Source organism: Mesorhizobium sp. HAY1-8B (assembly GCF_056868045.1).
On sequence record NZ_CP200321.1, the window covers coordinates 5,459,017 to 5,484,411 of the forward strand.

Here is a 25,395-nt window from a genome sequence, read left to right on the forward strand (position 1 = left end):
AACCGGCGCAGCGTGGAAAGCGCCCGGATTTCAGTTGCTTGCCGCTGCTTGCCTATGGAACGGCCGCGCTCACAATCTTGCGACAGCGCGGCGGGAAATCACGCTCACTTCACCTCGAATTGCGGGTCGACCGGGATCTGCATCGCCGTGACCAGATGGTTGGTCTGCCCCGCCAGCCCGATGATCGACACCAGCTCGCCATGCTGCGCATCGGTCATCCCCTTGGCCCGCGCCGCCGCCGTGTGCGAATGGACGCAGTAGGAACAGCCATTGGCGGTCGAGACGGCGATATAGATCATCTCCTTGGTCAGTGGATCTATGGCGCTGTCGGCCACCATCACCGCCTTGAGCTGCTCCCAGACCCGCTTCAGCGACACCGGATCATTGGCCAGCCCGCGCCAGAAATTGTTGACGAAATCGGATTTGCGCGTCGCGCGGATATCGTCGAACACGGCCTTCACCGCCGGGATTTTTTCGACCTCGGCATCGCTGAGGAGTTCTTGTGGTGGCCATGTTGTTTTTCCTTCGTTGGATCGGTGGATCAGGTCGTTGAATCAGGTCTCGAGCAGAGATGGCTAATCGGCTCTTCTGATTCAGTTTTCGATGCCGATTGGCGCGGAACGTTGATGGTTAGCCGAGCCCGCCAGCCCCCTAATGCACGGCCGCGTACATGATCTTCTCCTCTGTCGCCTCCGCCGGCGAAAACTCCTCGACGATGCGGCCCTGGCGGCAGACCAAAATCCGGTCGGACAGGTTCATGATCTCCGGCAGGTAGGACGAGATAACCACGACGGCCAGCCCCTCGTCGGCCAGCCGGTTGATGATCTGATGGATTTCGGCGATGGCGCCGACATCGACGCCGCGCGTCGGCTCGTCGAAGATGACAATGCGCGGCTTTTGCACCAGCCCCTTGCCGATCACCACCTTCTGCTGGTTGCCGCCGGAAAGCTCGACCACGCGCGCATTGTCGTTGATCGCCTTGATATTGAGCGTCTTGGTCCATTCCGCCGAGAGCTGCCGCATCTCCTGCTGGTTGATCACCCAGGCCTTTTCGCGGCCTGCCGCCAGCAGCCCGCCGAAGAGGTTCTCGGCAATGCCCATCGTCTCGAAAATGCCCTCGCTCTTGCGGTCCTCGGTGACATAGACGATGCCGTCGGCCACCGCCTCGCTCGGCACGAGATAGCGCACCGGTCTGTCATCGAGCTCGATCGCCCCACCGCGCAGGAAATCGCGCTTGTAGATGCCGGACACGATCTTGAAGGTCTCCGTGCGGCCGGAGCCGATCAGCCCGAACACACCGGTGATCTGGCCCTCGAAGATCGAGAAGGAGTTGTTGCGCACGACATTGCTCATCGAAATGTCCTGCACCGACAACACCTTCTTGCCCGCCTTGCGCAGCTTGGCTTCGTCGCGCTGCCGGTAGATCTGGCCGGACAAGGTGCGCCCGACCATGGCGGCCACGATCTTGTCGCGGTCGAAGGCGGATGTATCGTCGGTGACGACCAGCTCGCCATCGCGCAAAATGGTGATGCGGTCGGCAATGCCAAGCGCCTCCTCCAGCGCATGGCTGATGAAGACGATCGACACGCCACTCGCTTTCAACCGGCGGATCAGCGCGAAGAAATGCCGCTTCTCCTCCGGCGTCAGCGTCGCCGTCGGCTCGTCGAAGATGATGATTTCGGCATTGTGGTGGACCGCACGCGCAATCTCCACCATCTGCCGCTTCGCCGCGCCCAGCGTCGCCACCATCGCGTTCGGATCGACCGGGAAATTCAGCGACTGCAGAAACTGTTGTGCCGAAATATACGTGCCGCGCAGCCGGTTGAGGAACTTTTCAGTACCGAGATAAAGGTTCTGCGCCACCGTCATCGACGGCACCAGGCTGGTCTCCTGGAACACCATGGCAATGCCGGCCTCGAGCGCTGCATGCGGCGAGGCGTAGGCGATCTCCCGGCCCTTGTGAAACATCTTGCCGGATGTGGCGTCCACGACACCGGCGATGATCTTGGTCAGCGTCGATTTTCCCGCACCGTTCTCGCCGAGCAGCGCGTGGATCTCGCCCTTGCGAAGTTCGAAGCTGACATTTTTCACGGCGGGCACGCCGCGATAATTCTTGGTGACATTCTCCAGGCGGACGATCGGTTCCATCAGAAACCTCCCGAAGCAATGTCGATGGCCAGCACGCAATCGCCGCCCCTGGACGCGATGAACAGCCGACGGTCCTTCTCGGCCACGCTGCAAATGCCATGACGCGTGCCGTTGGCGCGGCTGTGCAGGCTGAATTGCGGCTGCATCCTTGCGTCGAGCCTGACAACCAGCCCGTAGGAGCGGCTCGGCGACCATGGCTTGTGGATACCCATGGTGCGGATACCGCCGCATTGCAGCGGTTCGAGGAAGCTGCGGTTGGAGGCAAGCGCCGGCGCGATCCAGTAGGCCGGCGGCACCTGGTCGATCATGTCCTGCCGGTAGTGCGTCTCCTGCAGCACGAATTCGATCAGCCGGTTGCGCGGCGCGAACAGGGCCAGCCAGGCGCCGCCATCGCCAGCTGGCGACAGCCGGGAGGGATAGCCGGGCAGATGCGTGAGCACCGTCGAACGGTTGCCAGTCGCGCCATCGAAGCGGATGAGCTGATGGCGCCAGCTTTCACTGACCAGCAAATCCCTGCCCACGGGATGGAGCCCATAGGGAAAAGCGAGATCGCCGGTCATTTTGCGGAAGTCGCCGCCGGCCGCGTCCCGCTTCCAAAGCGAACCGGACGCGCCCTTCTTCATCAGGTCGGCAGCCCATTGCGATGGCGCATGCTCGGCCGACCCGTTGGCCAGCCAGAGCGTGCCATCATCGGCATAGGCAAGTGCCGTGATGCAACGCACGTCCGTCGGCAGCGAAACCTCCTTGTCCGATATCAGCAGCTTGCCGCTTTCGAGCGCCACCGTCAGCTCACCCGACGGCGACAGCGCCAGTGCCGAGACGGGGGACGCAAAGGTCTCGACAACCTTGGGCTCGGCTCCGGAGCCAAGCGAATAGACGGCGTTGCCGCTTGAGGCGAGCAACCCCTCACCGGAGGCCAGCAGATTGTCCGGCTCGGTCAGTTCGGCAAACGCAGGCGCGTCATCGAGCCGCGTGTTGGGCCGGAAGGCGCCGTCGAGCGGCGGGATGGTGACCGCCTTGCCGCGAAACATATCCAGGATCAGATCGAGGATCATGGCTTTGCTCCCCAATAGGAAGCGGGGCTGGTCCAGTTCGGGTCGGCGCCCGAGATCTTGTAGCGGCCGATGCGGTTGTTGAGGATGCCGCCGACGAAAAGATATCCCTTGTGCTCGCGCATCGAGGTGACCATCGGGTGCGCATCGCCGGTGAGGTCGCCGAGTGCCTCGACGATGCCGCCCTTCTCGTTGAATTTCACCACGCCGCCGGTGTTGATGTTGGGGAACAGCCACTCGTCCTGAGGCAGCCGGCGCGTCATGCGCTTGCGCATGTCGGGATGGCGCAGCGACAGGTCGAAGCTTGGCGTGCGCATGCCCAGCCACGCCATCCAGTAATTGCCGTCCGACGCCCGGTTGATGTTGTCGGGATAGCCCGGCATGTCGCGGATGACGCATTCGGCGGTGCCGGCCTTCGGCCCTTCCAGCCAATAGCGATGCACGCGGCAGGCCCAGCTTTCGGCGAAGAACAGCGACTTGCCGTCATGGGCCATGCACACACCATTGGTGTAGCGATAGCCGTCGAGCAGCGTTTTCGTCGAACCGTCCTTCGGATCGTAGACCAGCAGGCGGCCGGTGGCGCGGTTCTCGATCGAGTCCAGCGCCCAGTCATGCGCGTCGTAGCGCTTCGTTGAATCCGTGAAATAGATGCGCCCGTCCGGCGCGATGTCGCAATCATTGGGATCGCGCAGCCGTGCATCGTCGACGATCGAGGTCCAGGAGCGCGACGTCTCGGCCGAAAGGCGTTTCACCTCGCGGTCCGGCGAAACGGAATAGAGCCCCATGGCGCCGACGCAGCTGATCAGATTGCCCGATTTGTCGAAGGCGAGCCCCAGCGGAAAGCCGCCAATATGGGCAAAAACTTCAGATTTCACATAGTCCGGTGCGAAGAAGCGGACGATCTCGCCATGGCGGGTGCCGCAGTAAAGATGATCGTTGCGGTCGAGGATGACGTCCTCCGGCCCCTCCAGTTCGCCAAGCCCGATATGATCGGCCGCGGACAGACGGTTGTCGAGCTCGTAAGGCGTACCGGAACCAGGCACCGCAGACTGTGTCTCGCCCATCTTGAGATAGACCGGCGCGACATAGACTTCGTTGAGCACCTTGTGGCGGTTCTTCAGCCAGCGGATGTCGATTGTCACCGCCACCGCCAGCATGATGCCGAGCACCATCTGGTTGGTGCCGGTGCCGTAGCCCAGCCGGATCAGCCCGTTGGTCATGGTCAAGACGATGATGGCGCCCATCAGCCCCTTGATCACCGAGCCGCGCCCACCGCCGAGGCTGACGCCGCCGACCACCGCGGCCGTCAGCGCCATGATCTCGAGGTTGAGGCCGGTGCCCGGCCCCGCACCGCTCAAGCGGCAGGCAATGAGGAAACCGCCGATCGAGGCGCAGAAGCCCGAGAAGACATAGGTCATGAACACGGTGCGGCGCACGCGGATACCGGCATTGTGCGCCGAGCGCCGGGAGCCGCCGACCGCCAGCACATGCCAGCCCGGCCGCGAGCGCGTCAGCGCGATATGGGTGACGATGGCGAGGATGATCGCCAGCCAGACCGAGACCGAGAGGCCCCAGAAGGTGCTGTCGCCGATGAAATCCAGCACATCCGATGTGGCGGTCGAAAGCTGCACATCGGCGGCATAGGTGGTGACAAGGATGTCGAACAACGCCCGCCCGAAGATGAAGGTGACCAGCGTGGTGAGGAAGGCGCGCAGCCTGAGATATCCGACGAGGTAGCCGTTGATGGCGCCGAAGACGAGGCCGGTGGCGAGCGAAGCGGCCAGCGCCAGCCAGATCGACTGTTCGAGGATGAAGAATACATAGACGGCCGAGAAGCAGGACAGCGCGAAGATCGAACCGACCGAGAGATCGATGCCGCCGCCCAGCATCACCACCGTCATGCCGGTGACCACCATGGAGAATTCGCCGAGCTGGCGGGTCGATTCCTGCAGCGACGTCAGTTTGAAGAAACCCGGAATGATCGAGCCGAACACGCCGAGCGTTGCCACAAGCGCCAGGAACGGAATGGCATTGTCGGTCCAGCGTTTGGTCAGGATCTCGCCGACCAGATGGTCGGGCACGAGATTGTAGCGCCAGGACTGAAGGCGTTCGCGAAAGGACATCGGCTCACTGCGGTACGAGAAAGAGGTGGCCGGACAATCCGGCCACCTCATTGATATCTGTCGGCAACGTGCGGTTTATTTCGCCGCCGCTTCGGCCTGCAGCGCCTTCAGGTCCCAGCAGCTGTCGGGCTTGAGATCGGCCTTGGTCGTCGCCTTCTCCAGCGTGTAGATGTAGGTGTGCGAGGTGCCGGCTGGCTGGCCGCTCTGCAGCAGGAACTTGATGATGGCGTTCATGTCGCCCGACTGGCGGGCGAGATCGGTCATCACCACCGCGCCATAGGTGCCATCCTGCAGCTTGTCGCAATCGGCCGCCTTCTCGCCGCCGCCGGTGGTGACGAGAAACACCTTGCCGTCGAGCTTGGCGTCGCGGATCGCGGCGGATGCGCCGGTGGCGTCACCATCCCAGAAATCGATGATCGAGCAGATGTCCGGGTTCTGCTGCAGCATCGTCGTCGTCACGTTGCGCGAGGTCGTCGCATCCCAGTTGGAGTCGGGCTTGGCCACCACCTTGAAGTCAGGATGCTTGTCCAGCACCTTCATGATGCCGGCATACTGATAGAGGCTGGAAGAGTTCGCCTGGTCGCCTTGCACCAGTCCGATCTTCTTCGACGAGTTCTCGCCGCAGCCCTTGATCGCCGCTTCGGCCTCGAGTTGGCCGAGCCGGTCCCAGTCGCTGCCGACAAAGGCATCGGCCGGGAAGTTGGCGGGGTTGTCGACCAGAAGCACATAGGTGCCGGCGGCCTGCGCCTTCTTCATCAGCTTGGAATAGGAGTTGAGGTCCGGTGCATGGATGATCAGCACGTCGGGCCTTGTGTCGGACGAGATCGCGTCGGTGATAGCCTGCGCGCCCGCGTCGACCACCCAGTTCGGATCGCGCGTCTCGAACACGCCGCCCCAGGCCTCGACTTCCTTCTTCAGATAGTGCGCCCAGCCCTGCGCAAGGTCGAAGCCCATCGCCAGCGGCACCAGCATGACGCGCTTGCCCTTGAGCGCCTGCGCATAGGCGGCCGGACCCGGATCATCAGCGGCGAAGGTCGGCGCCACGAAGGCGGTAACGGCCAGCGCCGTGGCGGCGGCCATCAGTGTTCTGAGCAGTTTCATGTCACATCCTCTGTTTCGATTGTCATTGCCGGCCGATCGTCGCGATCGTTCCGGGTACCCCTAAATGTCGCCTTGTTGCGCGGTCTGTTCGTCGCGTGGATTGATGATGCCGTCGACGATGATGGCGCCGAGCAGGATCGCCGCCTTGATCAGGTTCTGGTAGAGCAGCGGAATGTCGATGATGGTCATCGCGTTGAGCAGGATGCCGATCAGCGCCGCTCCCACCAGCACGTTACGCACCCCGCCCCGCCCGCCGGACAGGCCGATGCCACCGATCACCGCCACCAGCACGATGTCGTAGAGCAGCGTCGAATTGACCACGCGGGTGTTGATCGAATGCAGGCTGGCCGCTGTCAGCAGGCCGGCGATCAGGGCAACGAAGGCGGACAGCACGTAGCGCAGCACCAGCATCGGCCGCACCGGGATGCCGATGTTGCGGGCCGCGACCGGATTGTCGCCGGCAAAATAGATGTAGCGCCCCCATTTGGTGTAACGCAGGAAGAGGAAGAACAGGAAGGCGAGGCCCGCGAAGACGAACACCTCGATCGGGATATCGAGGAAGCGCAGGCCGCCGAGCAGTTCGACCCAATGTCCTTGCGGCACCGGTACCGCATCCTGCGTGATCAGTTGCGAGCGCACATAGCCGAAGACGAAGGAGCCGGTGGCCAGCGTCACGAAAATCGCCGGGACGTCGGCATAGGCGACGAGAAAGCCGTTGAGCAGCCCGATGGCGAGCACGCCGGCCAGCACATAGGCGAAGGCCAGCCCGTCCGAGGTTCCCGTGTTGAGCAGTTGCAGATACCAGGCGACCGACATCGCCATGATCGCCACGGCGGACAGGTCGATACCGCGGCCGATGATGACAACGGCCATGCCGAGCGCCAATATGCCCAGCACCGACACCGAGCGGACAATGGCGACGAGGTTGTTGGGATCGATGAAGCCCGGCAGCCCTATTGCCGCGGCAACGAACAGCACCACGGCAATGGCAAAGACAATGCCTTCCTGATTCAGGCTCCTCGGATTTAGCCAGCCGATCGTGTTCATGTCTGCATTTGCCCCGATGGCAGCGCTGCCATCCCGAAAGCAAAAGCTAATCGGCTCAGCGCCGGTTCGTCAAATGAATCCGCGCTCGGAACACCGGCTGATGTCGATATTCATCGGGTGGACACATTGATTGCCGAAACTGGCGCAATGCGCGGAAACTCCTGCATTTTTGGCAATCGATTGCGCCATCGCAGCCATTTGCGAAAGCGCTGCATCAAGGCGAAAGGATGAGGCGGAATTTATCTCCGCATCAGGCGAAAAATTCGGTTTCAATTCGCCGGTACGTGGCCGGAAACCTCTGCCCCCGCCGCGGGCGGCAGCACGAGAAAACGCAATGCCGCGATCAGGCCGATGACACCGATCGCCAGGAAGGCGATTCGAAAATCGGCGAGGTCGAGCGCCGGCCGGTCCCTGGCGATCTGCGACAGGTTCAGGATCGCCGCCGCCACCGCGACGCCGAACAGCATCGCCACCTGCTGCAGCATGGACGACAGCGTCGCCGCCGAACTGCGTTGCGCCGCATCGATATCGGCGAAGGCCAGCGTGTTGAGCGCGGTGAACTGCATCGACCGCGACAGGCCGGCGATCAGCATCAGAACCACGACCAGCGCCCGCGGCGTCTGCGGCGAGATCGCTCCGCAAGCCATGATCGAGGCCGAGGCGATGATGCCGTTGACGACCATCACCGAGCGGAAACCGAAACGCCGCAGCGTTGGCGTCGTTACCGTCTTCATGCCGAGATTGCCGAGGAAATAGGCCAGGATCATCAAGCCGGCATCGACGGGCGAGAGGCCGAAGCCAACCTGGAACAAAAGCGGCAGCAGGAACGGCGTGGCGTTGATCGCCATCCGGAATATGGTGCCCGCGGCGAGTGTCGAGATGGCGAAGGTCAGCACCTTGAACGAGGAGAGATCGAGCAGCGGATGAGCCGCGCGGAGGAGATGCCGCACCGCCAGCCAGCCGATGACGATGCCCGCCGCGATCAGCAGCACCGTCGGCCGCAGGCCGTCCTCGGGATGCGCGATGCGCTCGAGGCCGAAGAGCAGGCAGGCGAGCCCGAGCGACGTCAGGAAAAACCCCGGCCAGTCGAGCGGCTTGGGATCGGCTTCCCGGTCGCCCGGAATGAAGCGGGCGACCAGCGCCAGCCCGATCAGCCCAAGCGGTACATTGATGAAGAAATTCCAGTGCCAGGACAGGTAGCTGGTGATGAAACCGCCGAGCACCGGCCCGACCACGGGCGCGAACAGCGCCGGCCAGGTGATCAGCGCGGTGGCGTTCAGCAGCTCGGACTTCGACGCATTGCGCAGGACAAGAATGCGGCCGACCGGCGTCATCAGCGCGCTGCCCAGCCCTTGCACGGCACGAGCAGCGACAAATTGGGTCAGGTTTTCCGAAAAGCCGCAGGCGAGCGAGGCCAGCGTGAACAGCGCTATCGCCACGAGAAAAATGTTGCGCGCGCCGAACCGGTCGGCAAGCCAGCCAGACAGCGGCACGAAAACAGCCATTGTCAGCATGTAGACCGTGATGCCGATGCTCATCGCCACCGCCGGCACGCCGAAGGAGGCACCCATCTGCGGCAACGAGGTTGAGATGATCGTCGAATCCAGCAATTGCATGAAGAAGGCGATGGCGACGATCAGGGCCACGCGCCGCGCACTGGTGGCCGTTGCCGGTAAGGTTTCAGTTTCGGGAATGGCAGTCATGTCGAGACCGGGTTGAACAGCATTTGACCGACTGCGTCCATAGCCAGCGCAACAAACTTTCGTGTCGCCTCGCGGCCTGCTATGGGATGAGCGGGGCGACCGAGGAAAGGGCGCGCATAGAATGAAGCCCATCTACATCGACTATCTCAATGCTCTTGACATCGATGCGCTTGCCATGACCGACGGCGAAATCATTGCCGCCGTCGAGGCCGGCCTGGTCGCTCAGGGCAAGGGCCAGACCGTGATCGAGCCGCGTGTCCACCTGGAACCGGACCCATCCTTCCACGGCCATTTCAACGTCCTGCGCGGCTACGTGGCGCCACTCGACGCGGCGGGCGTGAAGATCGTCGGCGACTATGTCGACAACTATCTGCATGGCCTGCCCTCTGAATTCGGCATTCTCAACCTGTTCGATCCGCGCACCGGCACGCCGCGTGCCATCCTCGATGCCACCGTCATCACCGACATGCGCACCGGCGCCGTCACCGCCATCGGCGCGAAGCATCTGGCACGCAAGAACTCCAAGGTGCTCGCCCATATCGGCGCGCGCGGCACCGCCTACTGGAACGTGCGCCTGCTTGACCATCTCTTCGACTTCGACGAGATCCGCGTCCATTCGCGCCGCCCGGAAAGCCGTGACGGCTTTGCCGCCAGGCTCTCCGCCGACCTCGGCAAGAAAGTGACGGCGGTCGCCGACTGGAAGACCTGCATCGAAGGTGCCGACATCGTTGTCGAGGCCTCACGGCTGCCGGAGCCTCAGCCGCTGCTCAAGACCGAATGGATCAGGCCCGGCGCCCTTGTCGTGCCCTATGGCACGATGAGCGCGGTGGAGCTGTCGCTGACCGACATCATGCAGAAGATGGTGGTCGACGACTGGGGCCAGTGCAAGGGCGGCAAGTTCGGCTCGCTGCGGGCCCATGTCGAAACCGGACGGCTGAGCGAAAAGACGCTGCATGCCGAGCTCGGCCAGATCGCCGCCGGCCTCAAGCCGGGCCGGCAGAGCCACGACGAAACCATCCTGTTCTGGCACCGCGGCCTGTCGTTGTCCGACATTGCGCTCGGCAAGGCTATGCTGGCCAAGGCAGGAGAAAAAGGCGTCGGCCAGAGGCTGCGTTTCGCATGAGCGCGCTCGTCCTCACCGGAGCCGCCGTCAGTGTCGGCGATATCGCCACCGTCGCCCGCGAAGCCCGCAAGGTGGAGATCGGATCCGATGTCCTCGGCAGGCTGGACAAGGCACGAAAAGTGCTCGACCAGGCCGCTGCCTCCGGCCAGCCCATATACGGGCTGAACACCGGGCTCGGCGCCAATCTCGGCACGGCGGTCGAGGGCGACGCCAGTGCCTTCCAGCGCCAATTGCTGGAAGGGCGCAGCGGCGCGGTCGGCGAGGCGCTGCCGGTTGAGGCGGTGCGGGCAACAATGGTCGCCCGCCTGGCGATGCTGTCGGCCGGCGGCTCCGGCCTCTCGCCCGCTGTCTTCGTCGCTCTGGCCGACGTGCTCAATGCCGGTGTCCATCCGGTGATGCCGTCTCTCGGTTCGATCGGCGCCGGCGACCTCGTCCTGATGACGGCGCTTGCCCGTGTCCTGATCGGCGAAGGCGAAGTCGACTATCAGGGCCGTCGCATGCCGGCGGCCAAGGCGCTGATGATGGGCCGCCTCGCACCCATCAGCCTGGCACCCAAGGACGGGCTGTCGCTGATCAACGCTTCGGCGGTCTCTTCCGGCAGCGGCGCGCTTGCGATAACTGACGCGCTGTCGGCGCTGGCCCAGCAGCAGCAGGCCGGCGCGCTGACCATGGAAGGTTTTGGCGCCAACCGCACCATCCTCGATCCGCGCCTGCACATGGCACGCCCGGCGGCCGGCCAACAGGAGGCCGCCAAGGTACTGCACGATCTGCTGGCCCGCGACGAGCCGCCGGCGCCGACCACCCTGCAGGACCCGCTGTCGATCCGCTGCATGCCGTCGATCCACGGCGCGCTGATCGAGGCGATCGGCCAGGCGAAACGTGCCGTCGAGATCGAGCTCAATGCCGCCGCCGACAACCCGCTGGTGCTGGGCGATGACGAACTCGTGCTGTCGACCGGCAATTTCCACACGGCCGCCCTTTCGCTCGCTTTCGAGACGCTCAGCCTTGCGATCGCGCAATGCGCCGCCGCGAGCGTCGCCCGCTTCATTCAGCTCACCGGCTCGGGACGCAACGGCCTGGCGAAGTATCTGTCGCCGGTCGGCGGCGCGTCGGCCGGCTTCGTGCCCCTGCAGAAGACGGCGACATCGATCCTGGCCGCCATTCGCCACAAGGCCAATCCTGTGATGCTCGACTTCCTGCCGGTATCGGAAGGCGTCGAGGACCATGCGACCCAGTCACCCCTCGCCGTTGCGAAATGCGCCGGGATGATCGCGCTGTGGCGGCGGCTGATAGCCTTCGAGCTGATGGCCGCCGCCCAGGCCGTCGACCTGCGTGAAGGGTCAACGCTGGGGCCACGGACTGGCTCGATCTATGCGGCGGTGCGCGCGCATGTATCGATGCTGAAAGACGACCGGCCGCTGGGAACCGACGCCGAGCTGCTCCACGCCATGCTCGCCGATGGAGCGTGGCAAGGCGCTGCGATGGTCAGCCAGGAAACCGAATAATCAGCTCTTTGCGTCTACCCTTTTCATGAACAGGCCGAGCTCGGCCGGGTCCATGTGCACGATGTGCCTGTCCTCGGGATAGGCGCCGCTGTTGACGTCGGCGACATATTCGGAGAATGCCGCCACCCGCTCCGCCTGCAGCCGGTCATATTCGGCGGCGAAATTGCGATAGACCTTGGAGTGGCGCGGCATGTGGCCCCGGTTCTGGCCAAGGATATCCTCGGCGAACAGATATTGCGCGTCGCAGCCGGTGCCCGCCCCCATCGACAGCATGATCAGCGAGGTCCGCTCCGAGATCGCCTTGGCCACCTCCACCGGCACGACTTCGATCTCCGCGCCGATGGCACCGGCAGCCTCCAGTTGCTTTACCGCTTCGAAGACCTGGAGAGCGGTATCGGCGGTCTTGCCGACCGCCTTGAAGCCGCCGGTCCAGGTGGCGCGGGATGGAATGAGGCCGACATGGCCGATGACAGGTATGGCGTCATCCGCCATGCGCCTGATCGTGGCATAGCCGGCGCTGCAATAGACCGCGTCGGCACCGGCCTTGTAGAGCCGGAACGCCCAGCGCAGGAAATCGTCCGCCGTGCCGATCTCGAAGAAGTTTTCGCCCGGCATGGTGAACAGGCTGGGTGCGGCATCGCGATATTGCGGGTTGAGCACCAGTTCGGGCGGCACCGAGACAATGTCGACCCCTGCCCGTTCGGCGGCCTCCGCCTCGTCAAGCGTCAGCACGCGCAGCATGGTCAGCTGGCGCTTGCCCTTCATGGCGCGCAGATCGGCGACGGTCGGTCTCTTTCGGCTCATTAAAACATCCCCTCTAACGCTTGCCATGTGCTGGGTCGGTTGCCGCGCGTCAAATCTGGATCATCACCTTACCGGCCTCGATCTTCACCGGATAGGTCACGAGATTGACGCAGACCGGCGCGCCCTTGGCCTGGCCGGTCTTGTAGTTGAAACGGCCATTATGCTTGGGGCATTCGATGATGTCGTCCATCACCAGTCCGTCGGCCAGATGCGCCTTCTCATGCGTGCAATAGCCGTCGGTGGCGAAGAACTCATCATCCGGCGAGCGGTAGACCGCGAAGGTGCGGCCGCCATGGTCGAAGCGGATGACATCTTCCTCCTCGACGTCATCCACCGCGCACGCTTCAACCCAATCGGCCATCTCAGTCTCCTGCCAACACTCGCGATCGCTATTCGGCGGCTGCCGACATATCGACCTCGTGGAACTCGCCGCGATAGGGCCTGGCCGTCGGCGGCAATTCGCGCTTGAGGTAAAAATCCTCGTATTTCAGCTGCCTGAGCAGAACCGGCCAGACCTCGCGATAGGCATGCCACATCGATGGGTTCGGCTCCGGCAGATCGTGCTTGATCAGCTCGTGCAGCCTGGGCAGCGCGTGATACGGCACCATGGGGAACATGTGATGCTCGACATGGTAATTCATGTTCCAGTAGATGAACCGGCTGATCGGGTTCATGTAGACGGTGCGCGTGTTGAGCCGGTGGTCGACGACATTGTCGGCAAGGCCGATATGCTGCAGCAGGCCGGTCGTCACCATGTGCCAGGTGCCGTAAAGGCGCGGCAGGCCGATCAGCACCAGCGGTATCCATGACCTCAGCGCGATCGCAAGAGCGATCGTCGCCACATAGATGGCCACGTGCCAGCGAGCAGCGACCACGGCCTTGTGCTGTTCCATTTCGGGGATGTAGCTCTTCTCCTCCGCCGACAGCGTGCCGAAGGCCTGGCGCACCAGCGTCGGCAGCGAATAGCGGAAATCGAGAATGCCGGTGAAGGCGAGCGCCGCCTTCAACAAATCCGGCGGACGCATCACGGCGATCTCGGCGTCGCGGCCGACAATGATGGTGTCGGTGTGGTGGCGGGCATGGCTCCAGCGCCATTGCACGGGATTGCGCATCAGCATGAAGGAGGCGATGTGATAGACCACATCGTTCATCCAGCGCGTGCGGAAGGCCGTGCCGTGGCCGCATTCGTGCCAGCGCGAGTCGCTCGACGAGCCGTAGAGCACGCCATAGACGAACAGGAACGGCACCACCCACCACGAACCCCAGAACCAGACAATGCCGGCGGCCGAGCCCACGATGACAGCGAGCCAGATCACCGTGTCGCGGATCGCCGGGCCGTCCGAGCGCTGCATCAGTTCCTTCATCGCCTTGCGCGGCACGTCGGTGTGGTACCATTCGGCCGAGGCCAGGCCGGTCTCGATCGCCCTGCGTGTGCTTTCGCCGACCAGGCTGTAATCGCGCTTTTTTGCCATCGTCGTCATCGTCGCCTCGAGAGCATGATGCCGAAAAGTGTGAAGCGGTTGTTGGACGACATCCTGCTCTATCTCTTTGGACTTAGAGACCGTTGGCGCGGAATTTTCCGTCGAGGAATGTTTTCGCGCGCGGCACGTCATCCTCGGTCAGATGCTCGATGATGACAGGGATGTTCGGGTGCTTTTCGCTGAGCCGCCTCAGATAAAGATCATAGTTGAGCGAGCCGAGGCCAGGCGCCGGCAGCTCGATCTCGCCGACGCCACGGAACGTCAGTCCCTCATGCGCGTCTGCATCGCCGATGTCGGCATGCTTCTCCGTCTTGTCGCTGCCCGAGCGCTTCACATCCTTGGCATGCGCGATCCGGATCTTGTCGCTCAGCGTGTCGAACACCTGGTTCAGCACCTGGTCCATGCGATCGATGTTGTGCGCTTCGAAGTAATTGGTCGGGTCCATCAGCAGGCCGAGGCCCGGATGGTCGACCTGCGCGAACATCTTCACCGTCTCCTCGACCGAACCCACGACATTGTTGACATAGGTTTCAAGCAGGAAGACCGCGCCATGGTCATAGGCGGTCTGGGCAAGATCCGAAATCACCTTGCGGCATTCCTCGAAACCCTCCTCGGTCTTGTTCCTGGGATCATGCACCCAGTCGGACTCGGTGTTGTAGGTTCCGGTCTCAGAAATCACGTAGGGCGAACCGAATTCGCGTGCGTTGCGGATGATTTCCTTGAGATAGCCTACGCGTTTCTCGCGCTCGGCCTTGTCGGGATGGATGATGTTGGTGTAGCCGGAAATGCAGCACACCGGCAGATTGTGATCGCGGAACGTGTCGCGCACTTTTCTGGCCTTGTCCCGTGTGATCTGCCCGGCGGTGAGATCGATATCCCGGAAATGCATGTCGAGCTGCACGGTATTGAAGCCGAGCGCGCGGATGCGCCTGGCAGCCTCGTCGAGCTCGTAGGGAAAGTAGCCGGTAAATATCCCTGCCTGCATCATGATGTGAACTCCTCCCGGTAAGCGATTCAGCCGCCACGCTTTTTACGCGGTCCGTATTTCAGTTGGTCGGAATTTCAGAAAGCCGGACGGTGCGGCCTTCCGCCATCGAGCGATAGCCGGCCTCGACCAGCGCCATGGTCTTGACGTTGTCGGCAACCGAAAGGGCCGGCGGCGTGCCGGTCTTCACCGCATATTGCAGCTGCTCCATCACACCGATGAAGGCGTGTGGAAACCACATCGTGTCCCAGCTGGGGCTCACCCATTCGCCGCCCGTCGTCTCCGTCGAGGCATAGGTCAGCGTCGAAGCGACGCCCGTCGGCCAGCCGATCGTGCCCTTGGCGACCCCCCTGGTGCCGTCGACACGCCAGTTGATGTGCTGGTCGTCACGATAGCCCTGCTCACGCGGACCGGACCAGACATCCTCCAGCGAAACGGCGAGCACCCCGGAAGGAAAGCGCAAAGTCGACACGGTGATGCCGTCGGAATGATCGAAGGCCGTGCGTGGATCCTTGCGTGTCAGCGTCGTGATTTCCTGGGGATCGCCGAACAGGAAGCGCAACACGTCGAGATGATGCACGCTCATATTGGCGAGCGTCAGCCGGTCGTAATCGGCAAGGAAAGCCTGCCAGTGCGGGATGGCATGCATGTCGATCTGGGCGAAGACGATGTCGCCCAGCGCGCCGCTGTCGATGATCTGCTTCAGCACGCGCATCGACTGGTCGTAGCGCATATTCTGGTTGACCGAGAGAATCTTGTCGGACCTGGCCGCCTCGTCGCGCAGCTTGACGGCTTCCTCAACCGACAGCGCGAGCGGCTTCTGCGCCAGGATCGCCTTGATGTGGGGCTGCCTCAGCGCGTGACGGATGAGAGCCGGCTGCTGGTCCGGCGGAAAGGCAAGGTCGACAATCTCGACCTCGGAATCCTCGATCAATTGCTCGGGCGTGTCGTGAACGACGGGGATATCCCAGCGCCTGGCCACCTTCTCGGCGCTGGCCTTCGTCCGCGAGGCGATCGCCACCACCGGGAAACCAGCCTGCGCATAGGCGGCCAGATGGCATTCCGCCATGATCATGCCCGCGCCGACGCAGCCGATCCGGTATTCCCTGCTGCGAACCTTCACATCTGGTTCGAGATCCGTGCCTGCCATCCATTCCTCCCTGGAGGACAGCATATAGCGCCATGGCTTGCCGGTCAGCCAAGGCCAGCACCATCAATTCCCATCACCGCCGCCATCGGCGACAAGATCACCGGGCAGACGAACTGCTGCCGGAAACGACGGTCGCGCCTGGTTGGCGCGACCTCATGAATGTCTGGGTTACAATTATTGGACGGCGGCCAGCTGGGCTTCGGCGGCGTCGACAAAACTCTTGTCGACCCATTTGCCGTAGTCGATCGAACCTTTCAAAAGCCAGAGATCCGGCGAATGAGGCGTCATCTGCTGATCAAGGGTCGGTGCGGGCATCACCTTCCGGATAAAGCGCCTTCGCCAGGTCGCGGATCGCGTCCGATGTGCGCGGGCCGAAGCCGATCATGTAGGCGCCGTCGAGCACGATCAGTGCCTTGTTGGCCGCCGCGGGCGTAGCCGCCAATGCCCGGTTTGAGAAGACCTGCTCCGGCGTCGGCCCGCCCTTGCCGTCGCTCATCATCAGGATCACATCGGGCGCCATCTCCACCAGCTTTTCCTCCGAGGCGGCCTTGTAGCCTTGCACGACATCCATGGGATTGAGGCCGCCGGCATAGCGGATGATGGCGTCGGCCGAGGTGCCGGCGCCGGCGGCGCTCAACTTCACCAGCCCATGGAAGAACACCACCTTCTTGCGCCGCTCCAGCGGGATTTTCGCGGACAGCTCGGCGGCGGTCCGGAAGGCGGCGAGCATTTCGGTGGAAACCGCTCTGCCCTTGTCCTCGAGCCCGAGCGAGGCGGCGATCAGCGTGATCTTGCGTTCGATGCCTTCTGGCGTGTTGTCTTGCGGGATGAAGACGATCGGGATCGCCAGCGATTTCAGCACCTCCATCGCTTCCGGCGGCCCGCTGTCCTCGGCCGCCAGGATCAGATCGGGACGCAGGCCCGCCAGCCCTTCCACCGAAAGCTGGCGGCGATAACCGACATTGGGCTTCTCAGTCACCTCGGGCGGATATTTGCTGCCCCGGTCGACCGCGATGACGCGCTCGCCGGCGCCGAGCGCATGGACGATCTCGGTGACATCGGAGCCAAGCGTCAGGATTCTCGTTGCCGGCCCCGGCGCGACAGTTCGCCCCAGCGCATCGACAACGTTCTCGGCGGCCAGCGCCTTGAAGCCGCAGGACGGTGCCAGCACCGACAGCGCCAGAAACAGCACCGCCAGGGTCCTGCCCGGCCGGAACCACGGACTCCGCCTGCCCTCGCCTACGCTGCCCTGCATCGTTCACTCCTGTCCATTTGCCTTTTCGATGACTAGTTTGGCCTATAAATTTAAAGTTGACTCATGTCATCATGTTTTAATATGTGACCCGTGCCCGACCGCTAGAGTCGAGGGATTCCAATCATGCCAGCCAGGGCCGTTCGGCCACCGCCAGCAGTTTGCATTTGCTTGGGGGCTTGCATGACAACGACAACAAACACGACCTTGATGGCCAGCACCGCGCTCGCCTTCGTGCTCGGCCTCTGCGCCGCGCCTTTTGCCAACGCGCAGGAACAGGAGAAAAAGGCCGCCACCAAGAGCGACCGCCTGGCGCCGGCCACTGCCAAGCAGAGCCAGCCTGCGACCATGCTCGACGTGATCACCATCTCGGCGACGATGATCAAGACCGCCGTCATCGAATCGATGGCCGCCATCAGCGCCGTCGACCAGGATGAGCTCGACCGCATCCAGCCCGACACCGCCGCCGACATTTTCCGCACCACGCCCGGCGTCGCCGCCTCGATGAATGGCGACGACCCGGCCACCGCCATCAACATTCGCGGCCTGGAACAGTATGGCCGCGTTGTCGTCACGCTTGACGGCGCCCGCCAGGATTACTGGCGCGTCGGCCATGGCTCCGGCTCGTTCTATGTCGAGCCGGACCTGATCAAGGAAGCCACCGTCATTCGCGGCCCGGTGTCCAACGCCTATGGTTCGGGCGGCATCGGTGGCGTCGTCTCCTTCGAGACCAAGGACGCCGGCGATTTTCTCAAGCCGCAGGAGAGTTGGGCACTGAGCGAGAAGCTCGGCTATGAGGACAATGGCGACGGCTTCACCACCAGCACCACCGGCGCTTACCGATTCAGCGACGATGCCGACATCATCGGCAACCTCATCTATCGCGACCGCGACAGCTACACCGACGGCAATGGCGACACCGTGCCATGGACCGGCGAGCGCGTGACAAGCGGTTATCTGAAGACGACGCTGCGTCCGGCCGACGGCCATGAGCTGAAGCTCGGCGCCATCCTGCAGCGCTACAACGACCAGATCACCGGTTCGAGCGGCTCGACCTCGCCGACACTGAGCCGCTACGACACCAACACGACCAACCAGACCTACACCGCCGCCTACACCTGGAAGCCTGACGACAACGACCTGATCGACCTCAGCGCCAGTGCCTATCACAACCGCACCCGCGCCGAGCAGACGCAGGTCTGGCCCATCTCGGCGATCGGCAACTTCCGCTTCTATGATGTCGCGACATCAGGCTTCAACGTGAAGAACTCCTCGCGCTTCGACGCCCGGGGCATCGCCCACACGCTGACCTATGGGCTCGACTATTACTATCTCGAGGCCTCCTCGGAAGCCGCGCATTTCGGCGCCGGCGAACAGCAGGGCTATGGCGGCTTCCTGCAATGGCAGGGCGACTACCAGAACTGGCTGCAGGTGATCACGGCCCTGCGCTATGACGGCTACCAGCTCGACGGCGAGACCCGCTCCGTGCCACCGGAACAGGCGTCGATCTCCGGCGACCGCTGGTCGCCTCGCCTGACCGTCGGTGTCACGCCATTCGAAGGCTTCCAGCTCTACGGCACCTATTCCGAGGGCTACCGGGCGCCGGGCCTGCAGGATGTCTTCCGTGGCGGCGGCGCGCATGGCGGCGCCGACAGCTACCGGCCCAATCTCCTGCTGCAGCCCGAAACGGCGAAGAACTGGGAGGCCGGCATCAACGTGAAGTACGACGATGTGCTGACGGCGGGCGACCGGCTGCGCGCCAAGGTCAACGTCTTCCACACCGATGTCGAGGACTACATCGACGTCGACCTTACCGTCCTGCCGCGCACGGCAATCAACATCGGCGACGCGCGCCTCAGGGGTGTCGAGGCCGAGATGGTCTACGACTATAACTGGGGTTTCGTGAACTTCGCGGGCGCGCTGATCAACGCCAAGGTCGTCAGCGGGGTCTATTCCGGCCAGGCTTTGAACAACACGCCGCTCGACCGCTTCTCGGCCACGATCGGCTTGCGCATGCTGGAGGACCAGCTCACCGTTGGCGCGCAATATCTCAGCGTCGGCAAGATCACCCGCACCAGCCGCACCAATCCCAACGCCGTGCCGGTGGTCGACGACGGTTTCGACCTCGTCAACGTCTTCGCCAACTGGACCATCAACGACAATCTCAAGCTCGATTTCGGCGTCGATAACGTCTTCAACACCGCCTACACCGACCCGCAAAGCGCATGGTCGACCACGGCTGCAACGGAACAGGGCAAGGGCCGGACCTTCAAGCTGGCCCTCACCGGCAGAATAGGAGGATGACAATGAGCGAAGCACCGGTGCATGAACTTGCCTGCGAGGCGCGGCTCAAGCTGCGGCGCCTGCCGGACTACATGGACAGCATCAGCGACAGGCTGCGGAGCTTCGAGGCCGATGCCTCGCATCATGGCGGGCGCATCGATTTCCGCTTCGCCTTTGGCGGTGCCTCCATCGACATGGAGCAGTTGGTGATGCGGGCCAACGCGCCCGACCGTGATGGGCTCGCCCGCATCAAGGACCTGCTCGCCACGGCGGTCCAGGTTTACGCCAAGGAAGAAAACCCGGAGATCGTCTGGACCGGCGATCTCTCTGGCGAAACCAGCCTCGCCCAGTTCCGCGAGATGACGGTAATTGAGGTTCGTGACCTCACCCCGCATATGCGCCGCATCCGCCTTGCCGGCCAGGACCTCGGTCGTTTCGCCAAATTCGGCGGCATGCATATCCGCATGCTGTTCCCAACCGGGGACGTGCCCGATCCGCTGTGGCCGATGCTCGGTGACAATGGCCTACCGGTCTGGCCAGCTGACGACCGGCGCCCGGTGGCGCGCGTCTACACCATCCGCGCCCTCGACGTCGCCAAGGGCATCATGGATGTCGATTTCCTCGTCCATCCCGGTGACAGCGTCGGCTCGGCCTGGGCCATGCAGGCGGCAGCCGGGATGAAGGTCGGCGTCATGGGACCGGTCGGCCGCCCCGTGCGGCAGGCTGAGTGGTATGTCATGGGATCAGACGAAACCGGTCTTCCCGCGCTGGCGCGGCTGCTGGAAACGCTGCCGGCGCAAACCAGGGGCGTCGCCTTTGTCGAAATCGCCGACGAGCGCGAGAAGCAGAAGATCGACAACGCCACCGGCATCGAACTGCACTGGCTGACAAGGGATGGTGTGCCGGCGGGCGAGGACAAGCTGCTCGCCGAAGCCGTCCGCTCGGTGGCATGGCCGCAGGACGGCTCGACCTTCGGCTGGTTCGCGGCGGAAGCGGGTGCCGCCAGGATCGTGCGCGAATATTGGCGCGACACGCTGGGTTTGGGCCGAGACCGGACGCTGGCAGCGGCCTATTGGCGGCGCGGGGCTGCGGGGCTCATGGCAGGGTAGACTCTGACGACCGCCCCCCCGTCCTGACCAACGTCGATTGCGATCCCGTCGCCGGAAACAATCCTCGCAATGTCGCAGACGACCAGCGGCATGTGAATGTCGTAGAGAAACTCCGCCACGATTGCGCCCACTGCCAGGATCGGGTCAGGCCGCTGCAGAAGGATACCAGCCGGCGCAGTGTCGCGGCGGATCGCTTCGGCCAGGACAGACGACGAAGACGACGACCCCCGCCCGCTCGGCATGACCAGGATCCTGCCGGCCACGTTCTGGCCAAGGCCAGGATGCGAATGGTCGATGATGTCGCCGGTCTCGGCGTCGATACCGCCCCAGAAACTGAGCGGCTGCGAAAACACCAAAGCCAGGCCTTCGGCCTCGCCGGCGAGTTGGAAAGCGCCCGGCCATTCGACAGCTCCCGTTGCAACCGATCGCGTCATGAACCACTCCTCACGACATGGCCGACCGCGGCGGAGCGGATGCAATCCCTCATGTCGGCGAAGGCGACGGTCACGCCGATATTGCCCGGCGCGTAATGCGCCCATTTGCCGGAGTTGGTCATCACCACGCCGTCGAGCCGCTCGAGAATCGCGGTGACATAGGTGCAGGTGTCGGCGACCGGGATCAGGCCGAATGCCTCCATGCCGGCAAGCGCGCCTTCCTCCTGCAGCCGCGTCAGCGTCGCGCGCCCGGTGTTGACATAGATCGGGATGCCCTTGCCAGGGGATGCCTCGCGCAGCACCGGCAACAGGCGCATCCATTCCTCATGCGAGAAATGCGGCGTGCCGAGCGACACGGCCGCCAGCGGCGCTCCGTCCGGCACCATCGACAGCCTGGCCAGCGCATCATCGATATCGGCGCGGGTGACGATGATCGTCTCTTCCGGTGTGTGGCCGTGCAACGCCTCGTCGAGCGTCCCCGCTTCCGGCGTGATGCCCACCGCATGGAACAGCGCCACGGCACCCGTCGTAGCGGCGGCCGCGCCCAGCGCCTTCAACTGATCCTCGTCGCGTGGCTTCGGTAGACCTGATATGACCGGAACGCGGTCGCCACTGGCTTGCCCGATGATCAGCCCGACGCCGACGAACAGGCTGTCGCTTGGTTCGGCCTCAGCGATGTCCAGTTCGAATAGGATGCGGCCACGCCGGTTTTCGCTGAGATGCAGGCCCCAGGCGGGCGCGCGTCCGGTCATGGCGCAGCACAGATCGATGAAATCGCCATAGCGGTTGGTGCGCGCGCCGATCACCGAATTGGCGAAGACGATGGCGTTGGATTCGCCCCAGGCGATCTGCTGGCCGAATTCAGGCCGAAACCGGGTCTGGTAAGGCGCACAGGTGAAGGTCGCCTGGCAGCCCAGTTCCAGATGCGCTTTCATCAGCCGCCGCGCCGGCACCTCTTGCGCCCCCGGCATCTTCACCATGCCCGGATGGATGAGGTCGAATGAGCCGACATTCAGCGTCGTCGGCACCTGCACGCGCCCGCCGCCCTCGACCAGCCGTTCGACGAAATCGAGCCCGGCCTTGCCGTGATAGAGGCAGCCATCGATATGGGCACCCGAAATGTCGAGCAGGCCGCGCGCGCCGATCGCGTTGGAAAAGGCGATGAGGATCTTCATGGCGGCGGCCGCGGATGGGCCTTGTCCGCCATCGAGCATGGATCGGTCCTGCGGGGTCAGTTCCAAGGTCATCGGCATGCTCCAGGCTCTTGCCTGCCTATGCTGTCCCTGATTGGGAACAGTCTGGCAAGACCCCGGCGCATCAACCCGCAGCGATCAACACCGTGCTTTCCGGCGACCAGCGCAGCACCACATCCTGCCCCTCCGCCAGCCTCTCAGCGCCAGTGTTCTGCACGATGACCTTCAACGTCTGGCCGGCGCGCTCGACAAAGTAGGTGCTGTTGTTGCCGGCGAAGATGCGCTTGGACACCTGGCCCTTCAGCATATTCGCATCGGCCGCATCGGAGACCCCGCCATCAGTGGCAATGCGAATTCGCTCGGGCCGCACGGCGCAGCTCGCCTTGGCGCCGGCGGCAAGCGTCAGGCCCACGCCAGCGGCGATCGCCGTGCCGTCCGGCAGGCGGATGCCGTTGCCGGTCGAGTCCCCGCGAAAGATGTTGGCGTCGCCGAGGAAGGTGGCGGCGAATTCGCTTTTCGGCCGGTCGTAGATTTCCTCCGGCGGCCCTTCCTGCACGAGCCTGCCGTCGCGCAGTATTCCGATGCGGTCGCTCATCGTCAGCGCTTCTTCCTGGTCGTGGGTGACAAAGATGGTGGTGATGCCGATCTCGCGCTGGATGCGTTTCAACTCGATCTGCATGTCGACGCGCAGCGCCTTGTCGAGCGCGCCGAGCGGCTCGTCGAGCAACAGCACGCGCGGCTTGGTGACGATGGCGCGCGCCAATGCAACACGCTGGCGCTGGCCGCCGGAGAGTTGGTGCGGACGCCGGCCGCCGAGCTTGCCCAATTGCACGAGGTCGAGCGCGCGCTGCACTTCGGTGGCAATCACAGCCTTGGCCTCGCCGCGCACCGACAGGCCGAAGGCGACATTGTCGGCGACGCTCATATTGGGAAACAGCGCATAGTTCTGGAACACCATGCCGATGCGGCGCTTCTCGACCGGCACGCGTTCGACGCTCTCGCCGCCGATGGAAATACGGCCGGAGTCGGGAAAGTCGAAACCGGCGATCTGTCTGAGCAGTGTGGTCTTGCCGCTGCCCGACGGTCCGAGCAGCGCATAGAAGCCGCCATCGGCGAAATCGATGGAGACATTGTCCAGCGCCTTGTGCGCGCCGAAGCTGCGGGAGACGTTCGCGACCTGCACGCCAGCCATTATTTCTCTCCGCCGAATTTGAAGAAGCGCGCCGTGAGCAGCATGAGCGCCATGGACACGACAATGATGATGGTCGAGACCGCGTTGATCTCGGGCGTGAAACCCTTGCGGATCGCGGCGTAGATTTCGACCGGCAGCGTCGTCTGGCCGGGTGTCGAGAGGAAGTAGGAAACGACGAACTGGTCGAACGACACGGCAAAAGCAAACAGCCCACCGGCGATGACGCCCGGCATGATCCAGGGCAGCGTGACGCGATTGGTCACCTGCCACTGGTTGGCGCCGAGCGAGCGTGCCGCCTCTTCCAGTTCCGGCGCGAAGGTCTGCAGCCGGGCCGAGACGACGACGATGACATAGGGCAGCGCCAGCGCGACATGGCCGAGCAGAATGGCGAACAGACCGCGCCCGATGCCGACGCCGAAGAAGAAGATCAGCATCGCCGTGCCGGTGATCAGCCACGGAATGGCGATAGGCGGAAAGAGCAGTGCCTGCAGCACCTTCTTGCCGCGGAATTCATAGCGAAAAAGCGCCAGCGACGCCGCCGAGCCGAGCACCACGCTGATGAGCGTGGTGATGATTGCGATCTCGAGGCTGTTCCAGGTGGCCGCGATCAGCTGGTCGTTCTGCCACAGCGAGGCGTACCATTCCGTCGTCCACTCGAACGGCAGTTGGTAGAAGGGCGAGACGTTGAACGACATCAGCGCCATGATAATGATCGGCAGATAGAGGAAGGCAAGCAGCAACAAGATATAGATCCGGCCGAACCATTCGAGGATGCGTGTCGTCATCATCACGCGGCCCTCCGCAGCACTGGTGAGGCAATTGCCAGGATGACCAGCACGACGGCCAGGAGGATGAAGGACAGTGCCGCGCCTAGCGGCCAGTTGAACACGGCGACGAACTGGTCCTCGATGACGGTGCCGTAGAAGGTGCCGGTGCGCCCGCCAAGGATACGCGGCTCCATGAACGAGCCGACGACGGGAACGAAGATGAGCGCGGCCCCCGCCACCAGACCGGGCATCGACAGCGGGATGATCACCCGCTTGAGCACCTGCAGCCGCGAGGCACCGAGCGAACGACCGGCCTCGATCAGCGAATCGTCGATCGCCTGCAAGGTGAGATAACAGGTCAGCACCATGTAGGGCACGTAGGAGTGCACCAGGCCGATGATGACGGCGGGATAGGAATACATCAGATCGATATTGATCTTGAACGGCAACACCGCGTTGAGCGCCGTGTCGAGGATGCCGCCCTCGCGCAAAACCATCGCCCAGGAGAAGATCCGCACCAGCCCGTTCGACCAGAAGGGCAGGATGACCAGCAGGAAGATCGCTTCGCGGCTGCGGCCCTTCAGCACCTTGGCCAGCACGTAGGCGGCGGGATAGCCGATGACGATGCACCACAGCGTCACTTCCAGGCCGAGCCTGAGCGAAGCGAGCAGCAGCGTCAGATAGAGGCTCTGCGAGAAGAAGGCAGCGTAATTGCCAAGCGTGAAAGCCCAAGGCTTCCCCGTCAGCGGCAGGTCGGTCATGAAGGAGAAGAAGACCATGGCCGAGAGCGGCAGGAAGATCGCCACCGTCAGCCAGAGATAGGCCGGCGCCAGCAGCGGCAGGGCCGATCTCAGCCCGCTGCGCGGCGCACTCTGCGCTGCCATGATAAGCCTCCTCCCCAGGATTGAAGGACCAGCCGGCGCGAACCGACGACTGGTCCGGA

The 25,395-nt window shown here is 63.7% G+C and carries 22 protein-coding genes; 4 read left to right on the plus strand and 18 right to left on the minus strand.

What is annotated here, in order from left to right; genetic code table 11:
* Positions 1-104 precede the first annotated feature (104 nt).
* From AC1VON_RS26130 to AC1VON_RS26160, 7 genes are all read right to left on the minus strand, one after another.
* The gene (locus AC1VON_RS26130) at positions 105-452 is read right to left on the minus strand and encodes a carboxymuconolactone decarboxylase family protein (protein WP_483125343.1); all 348 of its coding nucleotides are present in this window, start codon (positions 450-452) and stop codon (positions 105-107) included.
* Positions 453-651: 199 nt separating this feature from the next.
* Complete coding sequence (locus tag AC1VON_RS26135; protein ID WP_483125344.1) at positions 652-2,148, minus strand: sugar ABC transporter ATP-binding protein; 1,497 nt, start codon at positions 2,146-2,148, stop codon at positions 652-654.
* Entirely contained in the window at positions 2,148-3,203 is a 1,056-nt protein-coding gene (locus AC1VON_RS26140) for an SMP-30/gluconolactonase/LRE family protein (RefSeq protein ID WP_483125345.1), read from the minus strand. Before AC1VON_RS26140 ends, AC1VON_RS26135 begins: the two co-directional genes overlap by 1 nt.
* Positions 3,200-5,323 (minus strand): ABC transporter permease, encoded by a 2,124-nt coding sequence (locus AC1VON_RS26145; protein WP_483125346.1) that lies wholly within the window; start codon positions 5,321-5,323, stop codon positions 3,200-3,202. The genes AC1VON_RS26140 and AC1VON_RS26145 overlap by 4 nt, the downstream gene beginning before the upstream one ends.
* Before the next feature lie 75 nt (positions 5,324-5,398).
* On the minus strand, positions 5,399-6,424 hold the full coding sequence (locus AC1VON_RS26150; RefSeq protein WP_483125347.1) for a sugar ABC transporter substrate-binding protein: 1,026 nt from the start codon (positions 6,422-6,424) through the stop codon (positions 5,399-5,401).
* 60 nt (positions 6,425-6,484) lie between these two features.
* A complete protein-coding gene (locus AC1VON_RS26155) occupies positions 6,485-7,471 on the minus strand; it encodes an ABC transporter permease (RefSeq protein ID WP_172349707.1) in 987 nt (328 codons plus the stop codon).
* 269 nt (positions 7,472-7,740) lie between these two features.
* Positions 7,741-9,174, minus strand: coding sequence for a DHA2 family efflux MFS transporter permease subunit (locus tag AC1VON_RS26160; protein WP_483125348.1), 1,434 nt, complete (start codon positions 9,172-9,174; stop codon positions 7,741-7,743).
* Between the two features lie 121 nt (positions 9,175-9,295).
* Here AC1VON_RS26160 and AC1VON_RS26165 point away from each other — a divergent pair, with 121 nt between their 5' ends.
* Both AC1VON_RS26165 and AC1VON_RS26170 read left to right on the plus strand, forming a co-directional pair.
* Positions 9,296-10,297: an ornithine cyclodeaminase family protein gene (locus AC1VON_RS26165; RefSeq protein ID WP_483125349.1), complete on the plus strand. Its 1,002-nt coding sequence runs from the start codon at positions 9,296-9,298 to the stop codon at positions 10,295-10,297.
* Complete coding sequence (locus AC1VON_RS26170; RefSeq protein ID WP_483125350.1) at positions 10,294-11,802, plus strand: HAL/PAL/TAL family ammonia-lyase; 1,509 nt, start codon at positions 10,294-10,296, stop codon at positions 11,800-11,802. Before AC1VON_RS26165 ends, AC1VON_RS26170 begins: the two co-directional genes overlap by 4 nt.
* Here AC1VON_RS26170 and AC1VON_RS26175 read toward each other — a convergent pair whose 3' ends face one another.
* From AC1VON_RS26175 to AC1VON_RS26200, 6 genes are all read right to left on the minus strand, one after another.
* Complete coding sequence (locus AC1VON_RS26175) at positions 11,803-12,606, minus strand: 3-methyl-2-oxobutanoate hydroxymethyltransferase (RefSeq protein WP_172349703.1); 804 nt, start codon at positions 12,604-12,606, stop codon at positions 11,803-11,805.
* 49 nt (positions 12,607-12,655) lie between these two features.
* Positions 12,656-12,967 carry a MocE family 2Fe-2S type ferredoxin gene (locus AC1VON_RS26180; protein WP_172349702.1) on the minus strand — a complete coding sequence of 104 codons (312 nt, stop codon included), beginning with the start codon at positions 12,965-12,967 and terminating at the stop codon, positions 12,656-12,658.
* A 28-nt stretch (positions 12,968-12,995) separates the two neighbouring features.
* A complete protein-coding gene (locus AC1VON_RS26185) occupies positions 12,996-14,087 on the minus strand; it encodes a fatty acid desaturase family protein (RefSeq protein WP_483125351.1) in 1,092 nt (363 codons plus the stop codon).
* A gap of 73 nt (positions 14,088-14,160) precedes the next feature.
* Positions 14,161-15,075 carry a sugar phosphate isomerase/epimerase family protein gene (locus tag AC1VON_RS26190; protein ID WP_483125352.1) on the minus strand — a complete coding sequence of 305 codons (915 nt, stop codon included), beginning with the start codon at positions 15,073-15,075 and terminating at the stop codon, positions 14,161-14,163.
* A 58-nt stretch (positions 15,076-15,133) separates the two neighbouring features.
* Positions 15,134-16,222 carry a Gfo/Idh/MocA family protein gene (locus AC1VON_RS26195; RefSeq protein ID WP_172349699.1) on the minus strand — a complete coding sequence of 363 codons (1,089 nt, stop codon included), beginning with the start codon at positions 16,220-16,222 and terminating at the stop codon, positions 15,134-15,136.
* A gap of 295 nt (positions 16,223-16,517) precedes the next feature.
* Positions 16,518-17,477, minus strand: coding sequence for a heme/hemin ABC transporter substrate-binding protein (locus AC1VON_RS26200; RefSeq protein ID WP_483125353.1), 960 nt, complete (start codon positions 17,475-17,477; stop codon positions 16,518-16,520).
* A 180-nt stretch (positions 17,478-17,657) separates the two neighbouring features.
* On the opposite strand from AC1VON_RS26200, the gene AC1VON_RS26205 reads away from it, so the two are divergent.
* Complete coding sequence (locus AC1VON_RS26205; RefSeq protein WP_483125354.1) at positions 17,658-19,778, plus strand: TonB-dependent hemoglobin/transferrin/lactoferrin family receptor; 2,121 nt, start codon at positions 17,658-17,660, stop codon at positions 19,776-19,778.
* A 2-nt stretch (positions 19,779-19,780) separates the two neighbouring features.
* Positions 19,781-20,866: an SIP domain-containing protein gene (locus AC1VON_RS26210; RefSeq protein ID WP_483125355.1), complete on the plus strand. Its 1,086-nt coding sequence runs from the start codon at positions 19,781-19,783 to the stop codon at positions 20,864-20,866.
* On the opposite strand, the gene AC1VON_RS26215 is transcribed toward AC1VON_RS26210, so the two are convergent.
* The 5 genes from AC1VON_RS26215 to AC1VON_RS26235 all read right to left on the minus strand — a co-directional run bounded on the left by AC1VON_RS26215 (position 20,827) and on the right by AC1VON_RS26235 (position 25,336).
* Positions 20,827-21,300, minus strand: coding sequence for an aconitase X swivel domain-containing protein (locus AC1VON_RS26215; RefSeq protein WP_483125356.1), 474 nt, complete (start codon positions 21,298-21,300; stop codon positions 20,827-20,829). The genes AC1VON_RS26210 and AC1VON_RS26215 overlap by 40 nt on opposite strands.
* Positions 21,297-22,547 carry an aconitase X gene (locus tag AC1VON_RS26220; protein WP_483125357.1) on the minus strand — a complete coding sequence of 417 codons (1,251 nt, stop codon included), beginning with the start codon at positions 22,545-22,547 and terminating at the stop codon, positions 21,297-21,299. Before AC1VON_RS26220 ends, AC1VON_RS26215 begins: the two co-directional genes overlap by 4 nt.
* A 70-nt stretch (positions 22,548-22,617) precedes the next feature.
* Positions 22,618-23,685, minus strand: coding sequence for an ABC transporter ATP-binding protein (locus AC1VON_RS26225; protein WP_483125358.1), 1,068 nt, complete (start codon positions 23,683-23,685; stop codon positions 22,618-22,620).
* Positions 23,685-24,473 (minus strand): ABC transporter permease, encoded by a 789-nt coding sequence (locus AC1VON_RS26230; RefSeq protein ID WP_483125359.1) that lies wholly within the window; start codon positions 24,471-24,473, stop codon positions 23,685-23,687. Before AC1VON_RS26230 ends, AC1VON_RS26225 begins: the two co-directional genes overlap by 1 nt.
* Positions 24,473-25,336: an ABC transporter permease gene (locus AC1VON_RS26235; RefSeq protein ID WP_483125360.1), complete on the minus strand. Its 864-nt coding sequence runs from the start codon at positions 25,334-25,336 to the stop codon at positions 24,473-24,475. The genes AC1VON_RS26230 and AC1VON_RS26235 overlap by 1 nt, the downstream gene beginning before the upstream one ends.
* Between the last annotated feature and the right edge of the window lie 59 nt (positions 25,337-25,395).

Bases quoted from the DNA above. Each gene is read 5' to 3' on its own strand.
- AC1VON_RS26135 (WP_483125344.1), bottom strand. From the start codon at position 2,148: ATGGAACCGATCGTCCGCCTGGAGAATGTCACCAAGAATTATCGCGGC.
- AC1VON_RS26140 (WP_483125345.1), bottom strand. From the start codon at position 3,203: ATGATCCTCGATCTGATCCTGGATATGTTTCGCGGCAAGGCGGTCACC.
- AC1VON_RS26145 (WP_483125346.1), bottom strand. From the start codon at position 5,323: ATGTCCTTTCGCGAACGCCTTCAGTCCTGGCGCTACAATCTCGTGCCC.
- AC1VON_RS26150 (WP_483125347.1), bottom strand. From the start codon at position 6,424: ATGAAACTGCTCAGAACACTGATGGCCGCCGCCACGGCGCTGGCCGTT.
- AC1VON_RS26155 (WP_172349707.1), bottom strand. From the start codon at position 7,471: ATGAACACGATCGGCTGGCTAAATCCGAGGAGCCTGAATCAGGAAGGC.
- AC1VON_RS26160 (WP_483125348.1), bottom strand. From the start codon at position 9,174: ATGACTGCCATTCCCGAAACTGAAACCTTACCGGCAACGGCCACCAGT.
- AC1VON_RS26165 (WP_483125349.1), top strand. From the start codon at position 9,296: ATGAAGCCCATCTACATCGACTATCTCAATGCTCTTGACATCGATGCG.
- AC1VON_RS26170 (WP_483125350.1), top strand. From the start codon at position 10,294: ATGAGCGCGCTCGTCCTCACCGGAGCCGCCGTCAGTGTCGGCGATATC.
- AC1VON_RS26175 (WP_172349703.1), bottom strand. From the start codon at position 12,606: ATGAGCCGAAAGAGACCGACCGTCGCCGATCTGCGCGCCATGAAGGGC.
- AC1VON_RS26180 (WP_172349702.1), bottom strand. From the start codon at position 12,967: ATGGCCGATTGGGTTGAAGCGTGCGCGGTGGATGACGTCGAGGAGGAA.
- AC1VON_RS26185 (WP_483125351.1), bottom strand. From the start codon at position 14,087: ATGACGACGATGGCAAAAAAGCGCGATTACAGCCTGGTCGGCGAAAGC.
- AC1VON_RS26190 (WP_483125352.1), bottom strand. From the start codon at position 15,075: ATGATGCAGGCAGGGATATTTACCGGCTACTTTCCCTACGAGCTCGAC.
- AC1VON_RS26195 (WP_172349699.1), bottom strand. From the start codon at position 16,222: ATGGCAGGCACGGATCTCGAACCAGATGTGAAGGTTCGCAGCAGGGAA.
- AC1VON_RS26200 (WP_483125353.1), bottom strand. From the start codon at position 17,477: ATGCAGGGCAGCGTAGGCGAGGGCAGGCGGAGTCCGTGGTTCCGGCCG.
- AC1VON_RS26205 (WP_483125354.1), top strand. From the start codon at position 17,658: ATGACAACGACAACAAACACGACCTTGATGGCCAGCACCGCGCTCGCC.
- AC1VON_RS26210 (WP_483125355.1), top strand. From the start codon at position 19,781: ATGAGCGAAGCACCGGTGCATGAACTTGCCTGCGAGGCGCGGCTCAAG.
- AC1VON_RS26215 (WP_483125356.1), bottom strand. From the start codon at position 21,300: ATGACGCGATCGGTTGCAACGGGAGCTGTCGAATGGCCGGGCGCTTTC.
- AC1VON_RS26220 (WP_483125357.1), bottom strand. From the start codon at position 22,547: ATGACCTTGGAACTGACCCCGCAGGACCGATCCATGCTCGATGGCGGA.
- AC1VON_RS26225 (WP_483125358.1), bottom strand. From the start codon at position 23,685: ATGGCTGGCGTGCAGGTCGCGAACGTCTCCCGCAGCTTCGGCGCGCAC.
- AC1VON_RS26230 (WP_483125359.1), bottom strand. From the start codon at position 24,473: ATGATGACGACACGCATCCTCGAATGGTTCGGCCGGATCTATATCTTG.
- AC1VON_RS26235 (WP_483125360.1), bottom strand. From the start codon at position 25,336: ATGGCAGCGCAGAGTGCGCCGCGCAGCGGGCTGAGATCGGCCCTGCCG.